10 protein-coding genes are annotated in these 13,358 nt (G+C 58.6%); 2 read left to right on the top strand and 8 right to left on the bottom strand.

Annotated features, from left to right (window positions below; all coding sequences use genetic code 11):
* Positions 1-10 precede the first annotated feature (10 nt).
* The 8 genes from CLV44_RS03035 to CLV44_RS03070 form a co-directional block, all read right to left on the bottom strand.
* Positions 11-895, bottom strand: coding sequence for an EamA family transporter (locus CLV44_RS03035; protein WP_106590636.1), 885 nt, complete (start codon positions 893-895; stop codon positions 11-13).
* The gene (gene phnX, locus CLV44_RS03040; protein ID WP_106590637.1) at positions 892-1,737 is read right to left on the bottom strand and encodes a phosphonoacetaldehyde hydrolase; all 846 of its coding nucleotides are present in this window, start codon (positions 1,735-1,737) and stop codon (positions 892-894) included. The genes CLV44_RS03035 and phnX overlap by 4 nt, the downstream gene beginning before the upstream one ends.
* A 45-nt stretch (positions 1,738-1,782) precedes the next feature.
* Positions 1,783-2,928: a 2-aminoethylphosphonate--pyruvate transaminase gene (locus CLV44_RS03045; RefSeq protein WP_106590638.1), complete on the bottom strand. Its 1,146-nt coding sequence runs from the start codon at positions 2,926-2,928 to the stop codon at positions 1,783-1,785.
* 54 nt (positions 2,929-2,982) lie between these two features.
* Positions 2,983-4,677 carry a putative 2-aminoethylphosphonate ABC transporter permease subunit gene (locus CLV44_RS03050; RefSeq protein ID WP_106590639.1) on the bottom strand — a complete coding sequence of 565 codons (1,695 nt, stop codon included), beginning with the start codon at positions 4,675-4,677 and terminating at the stop codon, positions 2,983-2,985.
* Positions 4,677-5,846, bottom strand: a complete 1,170-nt coding sequence (locus CLV44_RS03055; protein ID WP_106590640.1) for a putative 2-aminoethylphosphonate ABC transporter ATP-binding protein — start codon at positions 5,844-5,846, stop codon at positions 4,677-4,679. Before CLV44_RS03055 ends, CLV44_RS03050 begins: the two co-directional genes overlap by 1 nt.
* Positions 5,847-5,911: 65 nt before the next feature.
* Positions 5,912-6,934 (bottom strand): putative 2-aminoethylphosphonate ABC transporter substrate-binding protein, encoded by a 1,023-nt coding sequence (locus tag CLV44_RS03060; RefSeq protein WP_106590641.1) that lies wholly within the window; start codon positions 6,932-6,934, stop codon positions 5,912-5,914.
* Between the two features lie 115 nt (positions 6,935-7,049).
* Positions 7,050-8,282 carry an NAD(P)/FAD-dependent oxidoreductase gene (locus tag CLV44_RS03065; RefSeq protein WP_106590642.1) on the bottom strand — a complete coding sequence of 411 codons (1,233 nt, stop codon included), beginning with the start codon at positions 8,280-8,282 and terminating at the stop codon, positions 7,050-7,052.
* A gap of 87 nt (positions 8,283-8,369) precedes the next feature.
* Positions 8,370-9,092 (bottom strand): UTRA domain-containing protein, encoded by a 723-nt coding sequence (locus CLV44_RS03070; RefSeq protein ID WP_106590643.1) that lies wholly within the window; start codon positions 9,090-9,092, stop codon positions 8,370-8,372.
* Positions 9,093-9,341: 249 nt separating this feature from the next.
* Here CLV44_RS03070 and CLV44_RS03075 point away from each other — a divergent pair, with 249 nt between their 5' ends.
* Both CLV44_RS03075 and CLV44_RS03080 read left to right on the top strand, forming a co-directional pair.
* Positions 9,342-11,597 carry an arginine/lysine/ornithine decarboxylase gene (locus CLV44_RS03075; RefSeq protein WP_106590644.1) on the top strand — a complete coding sequence of 752 codons (2,256 nt, stop codon included), beginning with the start codon at positions 9,342-9,344 and terminating at the stop codon, positions 11,595-11,597.
* 143 nt (positions 11,598-11,740) lie between these two features.
* The gene (locus CLV44_RS03080) at positions 11,741-13,321 is read left to right on the top strand and encodes a methyl-accepting chemotaxis protein (RefSeq protein ID WP_170069247.1); all 1,581 of its coding nucleotides are present in this window, start codon (positions 11,741-11,743) and stop codon (positions 13,319-13,321) included.
* The last annotated feature ends 37 nt before the right edge of the window (positions 13,322-13,358 follow it).

Consider the following 13,358-nt stretch of genomic DNA (forward strand, 5'->3'; position numbering starts at 1 on the left):
AACGCCAGGTTTAGACGGACACCAACACCAGCCCCAGCAACATCACACCGAGCCCCTGCAACCGTGGCGGGCTCATTGACTCTCGCAGCCAGAACACACCGATCACAACCCCCAGCGGAATGCTGATCTGGCGCAGCGCCACGACGTAACTGACTTCACTGACCATCGACATGCTGACCAGTATCAGCAGATAGGTGCCGATAATGAAACTGCCCGCCAACATCGTCCAGCCTAGGTCCGGCAACTGCCGCAGTGATTCGCCAAAACCCCAGCGGATCAGGGGCAGCATCCACAACAGACAGCTGATCGCTTGCAGCACAACAAAGCTGCTGCCCGCATCAAAGGCACTCATGCCCTCCCGCTTCATGATCAGAATGGCCGCACTGTCGAGTACCGAATACCCGGCCGTAGCCCCGGCGGCCAGCAACACCCAGCCGATGGCAGGCGTGCAGTAGTTGCGCCAATGCCAGTCGCGCCAGCGCACCAACGGCAATGCCAGCGAGCCCAGCATGATCAGGCCCATACCGATCACATCACGCGGCAGCAGCTGGCTTTGGCCATAGACCAGCACAATCACCACCGGCACCACCAGCACCGGCAGCGCCCGTGCCAGCGGATAGACGATATTCAGGTTGCCGTGGCTGTACGCCTTGGCCAGGCCGCTCATATACAGCGTTTGGCACAGACCCGACGCCAGCAGCAGCCACCAGAATTCAACGGGCAGTGCGGACACCTGCGGCCAGGCCCGGATCAGTAATGGGCTGAACAGCAGCATGCCAAAGCCCATCGCCCAGGCATAAAAACGCACCGTCTGAGCGGTGCGCTTGCCGATCAGGTTCCAGCCCGCGTGCAGCAGGGCTGAAACCAGAATCAAGCCAATGGCCGTGGGTGTCACGGCTTCTCGCCCATGGCCAAACGAGCCGAGATCTCTTCCAGACAGGGAATCACATCGGCGATGCTGTCGATCACATAATGCGCACCGCTGCCGGTCATACGCTGGTAGGCGGCTGCACGACGCTGAGCCTGTTCCGCATCACCCAGTGCCTGCCAATCCTCCAGACTCATGCCCACCTCGTTGCCGCTGACCGCTACACCGATGGTCCACATGCCAGCATTCAAGCCCTCTTCGATACCGGTCAGGGTGTCATCGATTTTGACGCAGGCGCAAAGGTGCTTCACGCCCAGGTCCATGGCGTTTTTCAGGCTCATGTACGGGTAAGGACGGCCCTTGGGCACTTCAGTGGCGCAGACGTTGCTGTCAGGGGTGTAGCCCTGCTCGGCCGCTCGCGCCAGCAGGCCTTCGATCATGCTGCCTGCATAGCCGGTATTGGCACCGACACGAATGTCGTTGTCACGCATCCACGCCAGCGCTTCGGTCAGACCCGGAATCAGCTCACCCGTCTGGGCAATGGCATTGATCTGTAGCGGTACGAAGTCGTCATACATGCGGTCGATATCGGCCAGTGTTGGCAGTACGCCCTTCTCTTCCAGCCAGGCATCCTGAATGCGCGGATGTGCGCACAGCTGGCGAATGTGTTCACGCTTCTCGGTTCCCATCGGGCCACGGGCTTCCGCTTCGCTGATCGGTACGCCTTCATCGGCGAACAGGCGCTGGAACGCACGAATCGGGGCCATGGAGCCAAAATCCACGGTGGTGCCCGCCCAATCCATGATCACGGCTTCAATGGGGCCGGTGTAGCGGCGTTCGAACTGGTACGTCTGAGCATGTGCAGTCATTGGGTCTCTCCGGTCAATTCAATCACGTCGGTTACGTTCAAAAGATCAGGCACTGGCGGCCGCGTTCAGGGCATGTGCCGGTGTGCCATCAGGGATATTCATCTCGTTCAGCACAGTGGCTACCGCAGCCAGTACCGCGTCGATCTGCGGATCATGCAGCTGGCCGATACAGCCCAGACGGAAACTTTCCGCTGCGGTCAGCTTGCCTGGATAGATAATGAAGCCCTGCGCCTTCATGCGGTCGTAGAAGGTCTGGAAGTCGAAATGTTCATGCCCCGGCGAGAAGAAGGTGATGATGATCGGCGACAGCCATTCATCACTGAGCAGCGTCTCGAACCCCAGCTGACGCATGCCGGCGACTAGGCGCTGCTGGTTGCGCTGGTAACGGGCGTGACGACCGGCAACTCCGCCCTCCTCCCCATGTTCCTTCAACGCCTGCAGGAACGCCGCGACCACGTGGGTTGGCGGGGTGTAACGCCACTGGCCGGTTTTGGCCAGATACTGCCACTGATCGAGCAGGTCCATACTCAACGAATGCGCATTGCCCTTGGACGCCTCCAGCGCTCTCTGGCGAATCAAGCTGAAGCCAAAACCGGGCACGCCTTCAAAGCACTTGTTGGCCGAAGAGATCAGCGCATCGAACTGAACCGTTTTGGCACTGATCGCCACCGCACCGAAGGCGCTCATGGAGTCGATGATCAGGCCCCGTTGGTGACGCGCCACGACCTCGGCGATCTCTTCAATCGGGTTGAGAATGCCGGAGCTGGTTTCGCAGTGCACCACCGCCACATGGGTAATCGCCGGATCCGCAACCAGAACGGCTTCAACCTCTTCCGCACGCGGCGGCGCATAGTCGCCCTTGTCCAGCGCCACATAGTCACGGCCCAGATAGTCCATGATCTTGCCCATGCGCTGACCGTAGGCACCATTCATCAAGACCAGCAGTTTGCCTGCTTTCGGCACCAACGTGGCCAGCGTGGCTTCCACGGCAAAGGTGCCGGAGCCTTGCAACGGTACGCAGACGTGACTGTCCTCGCCGTCGATCAACGCGATCAAATGGCGGCACAGCTCGGCGGTCTTGGCGCGGAAGTCGCCATCCCAGGAACCCCAGTCCTGCAGCATCGCCTGCTTGACGCTCAGGGTGGTGGTGATTGGGCCGGGAGTCAGCAGATAGGGCTGTTCTGTGTTCATCTCAGTCTCTCTTATCTGGTCTATACCAGTGTTTCGGTGCAAATTTTTTTTCAGTTAGCACTGACGCCAGCGCTGGGTGCGTTGCAGAATCTGGTGGCTAATCAGCCAATGCAGTGTTTTCGCTGCCAGTGAGGTCAGCATCAGCAACACCGCCATCGCGGCCGCCGGTGCTATATCGCCCGCTTCATCCATATGCAGCACGGCTACTGACGCCAGCGTGGTGTCGGCCGAGTACAGGAATACCACCGCCGAGACCGTAGTCATGGCGTTGACGAACAGGTAAACCGAAATATCCAGTACCGACGGCAGTGCCAGCGGCAAGGTGACACGGCGCAAAGTGGTGTAGAACGGCACTTTCAATGAGGCCGAGACCGCTTCGAATTCACCGTCGATCTGCTTCAGGCTGGTCACGGCGGTCAGGTGACACACGGTGTAGAAATGTACCAGCGTGTTGAGGACCAGAATCGCCATGGTGCCGTAGATCGCATTGAACGGGTTTTGCGGGTGGTTGAAAAAGAAGATGTAGGCCAGACCCAGCACGATCCCCGGCACCGCCATCGGCAGCATCGCCAGCAGTTGCAGCAGTTTGCGTGCGGTCGGCATCGGTTTGATCTTCTCGCTCATGTACGCCACCAGAAAGATCACGGCGGTACCAATCACGGCGGTCCAGGCCGACATCTGCAGGGAATTGAAGTAGGACGCCCAGCCACCGCCATCCATCATGTCGAAGCGGTAGTTATTAAGCGACAGCTCCATGTTGTAGGGCCAGAAGGTGATGAACGAGGCGTACACTGCCATCCCGACCACCAGCAGCAGGAAGCCGCATACCAGGGTACAGAACAGGGCCAGCAGGGCATCACGCAGCGGCGATTTTTGCGGCTGCAACGGGACGGCACGTGACGACAGCTGTGCCGACTGGTGACGCTGTACCCGGCGTTCGACAATAAAGGAGACCAGTGCCGGCAGCAGCAGGATCACACTGACCACCGCCCCCATCTGGAAGTTTTGCTGCCCCACCACCTGCTTATAGATGTCGGTGGCCAGCACGTTGTATTGCCCACCAATCACCTTGGCGACGCCGAAATCGGTGATGGTCAGGGTAAAGATCACGAAGATGGTGTTGATCAGACCGTAACGTACCGACGGCAGCGTCACGGTGAGGAATACGCGCCAGGGCGGTGTCTTCATCGATTTGGCCGCTTCGTACAGGCGTGCATCACTGTTGCTGAACGCGGTGATCAGAATCATCAAGGCGTGCGGAAAGGCCCAGAAACTCAAGCCCATGACGATGCCGACCGGACCGTAGATGCTGTCTACCGGTAGCCAATCCTTGAGGATGCCCTGGTTGCCGAACAGGTAGATCATGCTCAGCGCCGGCAGCAGTGACGGCGCGAACAGTGGCAACATGGTCAGTATACGGAAGCCTTTTTTACCCACCATGCCGCTGCGGGTCAGTGCATAGGCAAACACAAACGCCGTCGAGACCACGATGACCGTGGTCCAGATGGCGATATTGAGCGAGTTGAGGATCGACTGAGTCAGGGCCGCATTGCTGAAATAGGCCACGAAGTTGCTCAGGCCAATAAACTCGCCCGCCGTATTCTGCAAGCTTTTGACCAGCATCGTGGTCAGCGGCATCAACAGTGCAATCAGCAGGAACAGCACCCCGGCCGCCACGATCAGGCGCTGCAGCCAGGTTTCGGTATCAAGGCCGCGCTTACGCGCGAATGTCAGGGTCGCGGACATCATCAGGCTCCTGCTACCTGCATCGCCGCGACGCCCATGCTCATTTCGGCAGGCTGCGCATGGGGCTGATAGCGTTCACCGCCCTGTTGTGCCTGCGGATAGAACTTGAGTGCCGCCTTGGGAATGCTCAGCCACAACGACTGACCGACACCGGCTTCCAGATTCTGCATCTGCTCCACCGGCAGATCTACCTGCACCAGCGGCAGCTCGGCATCCAGCGTCATCTCCAGACGGGCAAATGCGCCCATGAAATAGACCTGATCCAGCTGTGCCTGCAGCACCAGATGCTCGTCACGATCCAGCCCCCAGGGGCCATCCTGCAACTGTACGCATTCGGGGCGGAAGCCAAGCGTGCCTTCCGCACAGACCGGCAGAATCAGCGGAGTCTGCACTTCCTTGCGGCCCAGCATCAGGTTGCGATGGTCCAGCACACGGGCGGGCAACAGATTCATGCTGCCGACAAAACGGGCAACGAATTCGGTGGCCGGTTGCTGGTAGATCTCTTCCGGGGTGCCGATCTGAGCGATACGGCCGTGATCCATCACCACGATACGGTCGGCCATGGTCAGCGCCTCGTCCTGGTCATGGGTCACCATGATGGTGGTGATGCCCAGCTTGCGCTGCAGGGCGCAGATTTCATTGCGCAGATGCAGGCGTACGCGGGCGTCCAGTGCCGACAGCGGCTCATCCAGCAACAGCAGGCCGGGCTCGGTCGCCAGCGCACGGGCCAGGGCGACGCGCTGCTGCTGGCCGCCGGACAGCTGACCGGGGAACTTGTCGCCGATATCCGGCAGGTGGATCTGATCCAGCAACCCCTGCACGCGCTGCTGACGCTCACGGCGCGGGATTTTCATATTGGCCAGACCGTAAGCGATGTTGTCGTTCACGGTCAGGTTGGGAAACAGGGCATAGGACTGAAACACGATACCGAAGTCGCGCTGCTGTGGCGGCAACACCGAGACATCTTGCCCTGCCTGCACAATCGCGCCCTCCTCCTGCTGCTCAAGACCGGCAATGGCGCGCAACAGTGTGGTTTTGCCGCAACCGGACGGACCGAGAAAGCAAACGAATTCACCTTCCTGGATGTCCAGTGAGATATCGTCCAGCGCGGTAAAGCTGCCGAAGGATTTGCGCAGATGTTCAATCTGCAGATAGGGGGTTGAGGTATTCATGTTCAGTCTCCGTAAAAAACCCGCGAGGACGGCTGGTGCCATCCTCGTAATCAGACGACCCGCGCTTACTTCTTCGCTTCGCTCTTGCCGTCGTAGCGCTGCTGCCATTCCTTGAGGATGCGCGCACGGTTCACGGCGGCCCATTCAAAGTCATTGTCGATCATGCGTTCGGCGATATCGGTCGGATAATTGGGGACCGGCTTGGCCACTCCCGGCATGGCAACCACGGCATAGTTGTCGTTGTAGAGTGCGTTGGCTTCACGCGTCACGGCCCAGTCCATCAGTTTCTGTGCTGCTTCCAGCTTGTCGGTACCGTTGACGATGGCGGCCGCTTCCATATCCCAGCCCAGCCCTTCAGACGGGAAGCCCAGATCGATCGGCGCACCCTTGTTGATCAGCTTGGCACCTCGATACGCGAAGGAGATACCGATCGGGGTTTCACCGGAAGCCGCCATCTTGCAGGGCTTGGAGCCGGAGTGGGTGTAACGGTCGATGTTCTGGTGCAGGTCATCCATGAACGCCCAACCCTGGTCTTCACCGAAGGTCTGCAGCCAGCTGGCTACATCCAGGTAACCGGTGCCGGAAGAGTTCGGGTTCGGCATCACCACATGGCCCTGATAGACCGGCTTGGTCAGGTCTTTCCAGCTGGTCGGCATCGGCAGACCATGCTTTTCCGCTTCGATGCGGTTGTAGCAGATAGACGCAACCCAAGCGTCCATGCCCACCCATGAAGGGGTTTCATCCTTGTCTACGAACTGGCCGCTCAGGGCTTCCACCCCCACCGGCTTGTACGGCTGCAGCATGTCCTGCTTCTTCAGCACCAGCAGGCTGGTCGCGGCCACACCCAGAATGGCATCTGCCTGGGGGTTTTCCTTTTCGGCCAGCAGACGCGCGGTGATGATGCCGGTGGAATCACGCACCCAACGAATTTTTACATCAGGATTAGTACTCTCGAATGCCTTGGCGTAAGACTTGAGCTGGTCGGCTTCCAGTGCGGTATACACCGTCAGTTCAGTGGCGGCCTGAGCACCACTGGCAGTCAGGGCAACCGCGGCAGCCAACAAGGTCTTCTTCAGAATCGATGTCATGGTGCGTTCCTCATATCCGGTTAAGCAGGGTTTAGTGAGTGCTTGCAACTGGTCTATACCAACCAATTCTTACAGCACTCTGTTGCAGAACGATGAACGAAAGGTTGCAAGTTGTTTAACCGGACCGTTTATTACTGCGTGCCAGCGCACAGCGAATGCGAAAGGCCTCACTGAACGGGTCTACCGCGCCAAAACGATCAAGTGCAAAGGGGGCGTGATCACAGAACGGTGTCTGCTCCAGCGCCTGTTCGGCCAGCAGCCGACCGACACCGCCGGACAGCGCGATGCCACCGCCGGAGCAGCCGCTGGCGACCAGCAGACCGGGGATAGCAGTCTGGCCCAGCAAAGGCTTGCCGTCGGGGGTATAGCTGGATATCCCACTCAAATAATGCGCAATGCCGAGCTGTTCGATGGCCGGGAAAACCTCGGCCAGCCCGGCGTAACCGGACTCCAGACATTCCCAGCCATCAGGGTCGCAATTGAACAGATAGCCGTGAATATCGGCGGGCAATGTTGCCGGATCACCGTAGACCGGCTGCTGGTCTCGCAGGCCGAACAGCAGACCGCCCACTTCAGGACGTGCATAAGCGTTGGCATCCGGCAGGATCACCATGGGCGAATCAACGGGAAACAGGTCGTGATTGTCAGCGCTGATCCAGTAATGACTGCGCACCGGTGCCATCGCCAGCGACACGCCCTGTTCCGCCAGTAACCGGGTAGACCAGGGACCCGCACAACAGATGACCGTGGTCGCCGCCATCACGCCCCTGGATGTCTGAACGCCGGTAATGCGGCCCTGTTCCTGAATCAGTGCCTCAACGCGGCACTGCTGAACAATTTCGACACCCAGGCGACGGGCAGCGGTGATATACCCCTGCGCCAGCTGCACCGGGTCCATGTAGCCATCGTCCGCGACAAACAGAGCTTCCGCTGATGACGTCGACACCAACCAAGGCGCATGCGCATTGACGGCGCTGGCATCCAGCCATTCCGCCCGCAAACCCAGCGTCTGTGCACTGGCCGCCGTATCGCGCAAATAGGCCTTGCCTGCCTCACGAGTCGCCAGATGCAGGCTGCCTACCTGCCGTAACGGCAGCGGCTCGTCCAAAACCTGATTCAATTGATCGATGGCGTGAAAAGTCTCCGCCACCAACGCAGCCATGGCCGGATCGGGCCGGACACGAGTCAACAGGGCTGCGGCCTGACTGGTGGTGGCGGTCGCCAGCATGCCGGCCTCGACCACACGGATGCGGCTGCCAACCGGTGCCCGCTGGGCCAGCGACCAGGCCGTGGCGGCACCGAGAATGCCGCCGCCAATGATAAGAAAGTCTGTTGCGGGGTACTGCATGTTCCGTGCTCCAATCTGGTATAGACCAGATTATGAAAACCAAACATGACAATGCGGTGACCAAATTATTGCAGCAGGATATTCGGACTAGTGACGGTCGCCGATCCGCACGGAGATCTTGAGCGCATCATGCAGCCAGTATTCGCGGTCCAGCTCCAGAAATTCGCCACGCTGATCGAAACTCAGACGCTGAATGTACAGCCCCGCCGTGCCCTGATTCACGCCCAGCGCTTCGGCTTCAAGCCCCTTAAGGGCCAACGGGTAAATTTCAATGTCACGGTGTTCGGGGCACAGATCGTACTGGTCACGCAGCATCTGCCAGATCGACACGTCGGTGCTTTCACTCAGCAGCCCCGGACAGTGCGCGGGGTTGATGTAGTTGTGCTCCACCAGCAACCCGCGCTCATCGACATAACGGCGGCGGAACACATGATAGATCGGTGCGCCGATGGCCAGTCCAGTGATCTCACTCAGCCAGGGCGGCGTCTCCGTCAGCACCTTGGACAGGGTTTCAGTGCGTGGCCGAAAGCCCTGCTCGGTAACATAGCGATTGAAACCCACATCCCGGCTCGGGTCATAGCGCAGCCGCTCCGGCGTGATATACCAGCCGCGACGGTTGGAGCGGAAAATAAGGCCCTCGGCTTCCAGCTGGGACAGCGCCTGGCGAATGGTCACCCGCGTGGTATGAAAACGTTCGGACAATTCACGTTCAGAGGGCAGGCGCTGCTGGCTGCCCAGTTGCTCATCTTCGATCCACGTCCAGAGACGGTCACGAAGCTGGAGATAGACGGGGTAATCAATGCGAGACATCTAATTCACTCTGAAACGGATACAGACGGTCGAGAAGGAATATCAGCAGGGACACTCTGAAACAGGCAATCTGCGCCCACGAAAGCACGCACATGCACCGACGCAGAGAGGTGAAAAGCCCACCCGCTATCCTAATCCTTCTTGATGACGACATCATGACACTACTCCTGCTTTACACCCACCCCGCCACTGCTACAATTGCGGACGGTTATAGCATTGGTAATCCGCCCTCAACTGCAGGATGTGTGAATGAAGTTTCGTTTTCCGATCGTCGTCATCGACGAAGATTTTCGCTCCGAAAACATCTCGGGCTCAGGTATTCGTGACCTGTCCGAGGCGATCAGCCGCGAAGGGATGGAGGTCATCGGCTTCACCAGTTACGGTGATCTGACCTCGTTCGCACAGCAAGCCAGTCGTGCGTCCTGTTTCATTCTGTCGATTGACGACGAGGAGTTCGGCTCCGGTTCCGATGAAGACGTCGACAAGGCTTTGGAATCGATTCGCGCCTTCATCGGTGAAGTGCGCAAACGCAACGCCGACATCCCGATATTCCTGTACGGCGAAACGCGCACCTCGCGGCATATTTCCAATGACATCCTGCGCGAGCTGCACGGCTTCATCCACATGTTCGAGGATACCCCGGAATTCGTTGCTCGCCATATCATCCGCGAAGCAACCAAGTATCTGGATTGCCTGGCCCCGCCGTTCTTCAGCGCACTGATGGATTACGCCAGCGACAGTTCCTACTCATGGCACTGCCCGGGCCACTCCGGCGGCGTGGCGTTTCTGAAAAGCCCGGTCGGCCAGATGTTCCACCAGTTCTTCGGCGAAAACATGCTGCGTGCCGATGTCTGCAACGCCGTAGACGAACTGGGCCAGCTGCTGGACCATACCGGACCGGTCTCGGCCAGTGAAGCCAATGCGGCGCGTATCTTCAACGCCGACCATCTGTTCTTCGTCACTAATGGCACCTCCACCTCCAACAAGGTCGTGTGGCATTCAACCGTAGCACCGGGCGATATTGTTGTAGTCGACCGCAACTGCCACAAGTCGATCCTGCACTCGATCATCATGACCGGGGCCATTCCTGTGTTCCTGATGCCGACACGTAACCATTACGGCATTATCGGCCCGATTCCGAAGAGCGAATTCGACCCGGAAACGATCCGCAAGAAGATCGAGGCCAACCCCTTCGCCCGCGAAGCGAAGAACAAGAAACCACGCATTCTGACCATCACTCAGAGCACCTACGACGGCATCGTCTACAACGTCGAAACCATCAAGGATATGCTGGGCAACACCATCGATACCCTGCACTTCGATGAAGCCTGGCTGCCGCATGCCTCGTTCCACGAGTTCTATCACAACATGCATGCGATCGGTGCCGACCGCCCGCGCTCTGACGAAACGCTGGTGTTTGCCACCCAGTCAACGCACAAGCTGCTGGCAGGCCTGTCGCAGGCGTCACAGATCCTGGTACAGGATGGCACCAACCGCAAACTGGACACCCATCGTTTCAACGAGTCCTACCTGATGCACTCCTCCACCAGCCCGCAGTACGCGATCATCGCATCCTGCGACGTGGCCGCTGCCATGATGGAACCGCCGGGCGGCAAGGCCCTGGTCGAAGAGTCGCTGCTGGAAGCGATCGACTTCCGTCGCGCCATGCTCAAGGTCGACAAGGAGTTTGGCGATGACGACTGGTGGTTCAAGGTCTGGGGACCGGACGTACAGGCCGAGGAAGGCCTGGGCGACCGCGACAACTGGATCATCCACGAAGATGACGAATGGCACGGCTTCGGCAAGATCGACTCCGGCTTCAACATGCTGGACCCGATCAAGTCCACCATAATCACCCCGGGGATCAACCTGGAAGGCAAATTTGATGATGTCGGCATTCCGGCGGCCATTGTCAGCAAGTACCTCGCCGAACACGGCATCATCATCGAAAAGAGCGGGCTGTACTCGTTCTTTATCATGTTCACCATCGGCATCACCAAGGGCCGCTGGAACTCGATGGTGACCGAACTGCAGCAGTTCAAGGACGACTACGACCAGAACCTGCCGATGTGGCGCGTGATGCCGGAATTTGCCAAGCGCTATCCGCAGTACGAGCGCACCGGCCTGCGTGATCTCTGTACCGAGATCCACAACGTCTACAAGCAGTATGATGTGGCGCGCATCACCACCGAGATGTACCTGTCCAACATCGAACCGGCAATGACCCCGGCCGATGCCTGGGCCAAGATGGCGCACCGCGAGGTTGAGCGTGTATCCATTGATGCGCTGGAAGATCGTGTAACCGCCATGCTGGTTACCCCTTACCCGCCAGGCATCCCGCTGCTGGTACCGGGCGAACGCTTCAACAAGACCATCGTGCGTTACCTGCAGTTTGCCCGTGACTTCAACTCACGATTCCCGGGTTTCGAGACCGATGTTCATGGTCTGGTGCGCGAAAAAATCAACGGCAAGGATGCGTACTTCGTTGATGTAGTCAAAGACTGATATCAACAACTGACAAACATACAAAAAAGCGACTTATGATAGTCGCTTTTTTTATACATGTAATAATTTCCACATTTTTTGTGGGTAGTCTATATTGGGCCAAGGATTATTTTCCCATGGCGACAAAAAGGACAAAAATGCCCATGAAAAAGAACCTGCCGGTAACGGGACACGCCGTTGATTTTTCGGACGCGACCAACATTCTTTCCACCACTGATTTGAAAGGCAAAATAACCTACATCAACCGCTCATTTATCGACATCTCGGGCTTTGAGGAAGGCGAACTGCTCAATCATAACCACAATGTGGTGCGTCACCCCGACATGCCACCGCCCGCATTCAAGGCGCTCTGGAGTACCGTCCAAACGGGCCAGTCCTGGATGGGACTGGTCAAGAATCGCTGCAAGAATGGTGACCACTACTGGGTCAGTGCCTATGTCACCCCGATTCAGGCACAGGGGACGACAGTCGAGTATCAATCAGTGCGTACCCGACCGGAACCGGAACAGGTTGCCCGGGCTGAACAGCTTTATGCCCGTTTGAACAGCGGCAAGGCGTTTTCACCGGCACTGGCTGCCCGTGTGAAGCTGCCAACCAAACTGCTGGCCACAGGCGGATTGGTCGGCATGATCGCCGCCGGTCTTGCGTACAGTGGCCTGTTCGCCACCGCCACCCTGCTGCCGGTACTGGTAACCGCCCTGCTGACCAGCCTTCTGTGCATGCTGATTGTCAATCCGGTGCACAAAATCATCGAACGCACCCGTCAACAGATCTCCAACGACCCCATCGCGCGTCATATTTATACCGGGCGCGACGATGATGCCGGTCAGTTGGAGTACGCCCTGTTCAAGTTGAGGTCAGAGGCAAAAGCGATCGCTGGTCGCATCAACGATTCTGCCGATCAGCTGAGCCAAAATGCCACCCGCCTCGCCGACGCAGCCCAGCGCAGCAGTGACGGACTACGTCACCAGCAGGCTGAAACTACCTCCATTGCCTCCGCCATGGCCGAAATGGTTGCCAGCATCAGCGATGTTGCCCGCCACGCACAGGCCAGTGCCGTCAGTGCCGAAAGCTCCAGCCAGGTGGCACATGATGGCCATACGCTGATGAGCGACGCCCGCGAGGCCCTGAATGCTTTAAGCGAAGACATTGAGGAAACCACCGGTGTGATTAATCGGCTGGCCGAGAGTAGCGACAATATTCATGGCATTCTCGACGTGATTACGGCCATTTCCGAACGTACCAACCTGCTGGCCCTGAATGCAGCGATTGAAGCGGCACGTGCCGGTGAGCAGGGCCGCGGCTTTGCAGTGGTGGCAGATGAGGTGCGCAATCTGGCACTGCAGAGTCAGGCCTCGGTCGGTGAAATCCAGCAGTTGCTGGATACCCTGCATCAAGGATCACGCCAAGCCACGACAGCCATGCGTGCCAGTCAAACAAAAGCGGAAACGACGGTGGGGCGGGCATTGGAAGCCGCAGAAGCGCTGCAGCAGATCGCCTCCGGCATCACCCAGATCAGCGACATGAACACCCAGATCGCCTCGGCTGTCGAGCAGCAGTTGAGCGTAAGCAGTGAAGTAGAACGTAATGTCGAATTGATCAAGGATGTAGCGGGCAACAATCTGGAGCAAGGCCGTGAAACCGAGGCATCGGTCGCACAGATGGCCGGGCTTTCTCTGAATCTGCAGCAGCTGTCGACCCATTTCTGGTCACTGCGAACCTGATTACGGATTGGATCAAACACAACAGCAGGGCGCCCCG

The organism is Marinobacterium halophilum, from assembly GCF_003014615.1.
GTDB classification, from domain to species: domain Bacteria; phylum Pseudomonadota; class Gammaproteobacteria; order Pseudomonadales; family Balneatricaceae; genus Marinobacterium; species Marinobacterium halophilum.

Coding starts and splice junctions, on each gene's coding strand:
- CLV44_RS03050 (WP_106590639.1), bottom strand. CDS start 4,677: ATGATGTCCGCGACCCTGACATTCGCGCGTAAGCGCGGCCTTGATACC.
- CLV44_RS03075 (WP_106590644.1), top strand. CDS start 9,342: ATGAAGTTTCGTTTTCCGATCGTCGTCATCGACGAAGATTTTCGCTCC.
- CLV44_RS03070 (WP_106590643.1), bottom strand. CDS start 9,092: ATGTCTCGCATTGATTACCCCGTCTATCTCCAGCTTCGTGACCGTCTC.
- phnX (WP_106590637.1), bottom strand. CDS start 1,737: ATGACTGCACATGCTCAGACGTACCAGTTCGAACGCCGCTACACCGGC.
- CLV44_RS03055 (WP_106590640.1), bottom strand. CDS start 5,846: ATGAATACCTCAACCCCCTATCTGCAGATTGAACATCTGCGCAAATCC.
- CLV44_RS03080 (WP_170069247.1), top strand. CDS start 11,741: ATGAAAAAGAACCTGCCGGTAACGGGACACGCCGTTGATTTTTCGGAC.
- CLV44_RS03045 (WP_106590638.1), bottom strand. CDS start 2,928: ATGAACACAGAACAGCCCTATCTGCTGACTCCCGGCCCAATCACCACC.
- CLV44_RS03065 (WP_106590642.1), bottom strand. CDS start 8,282: ATGCAGTACCCCGCAACAGACTTTCTTATCATTGGCGGCGGCATTCTC.
- CLV44_RS03060 (WP_106590641.1), bottom strand. CDS start 6,934: ATGACATCGATTCTGAAGAAGACCTTGTTGGCTGCCGCGGTTGCCCTG.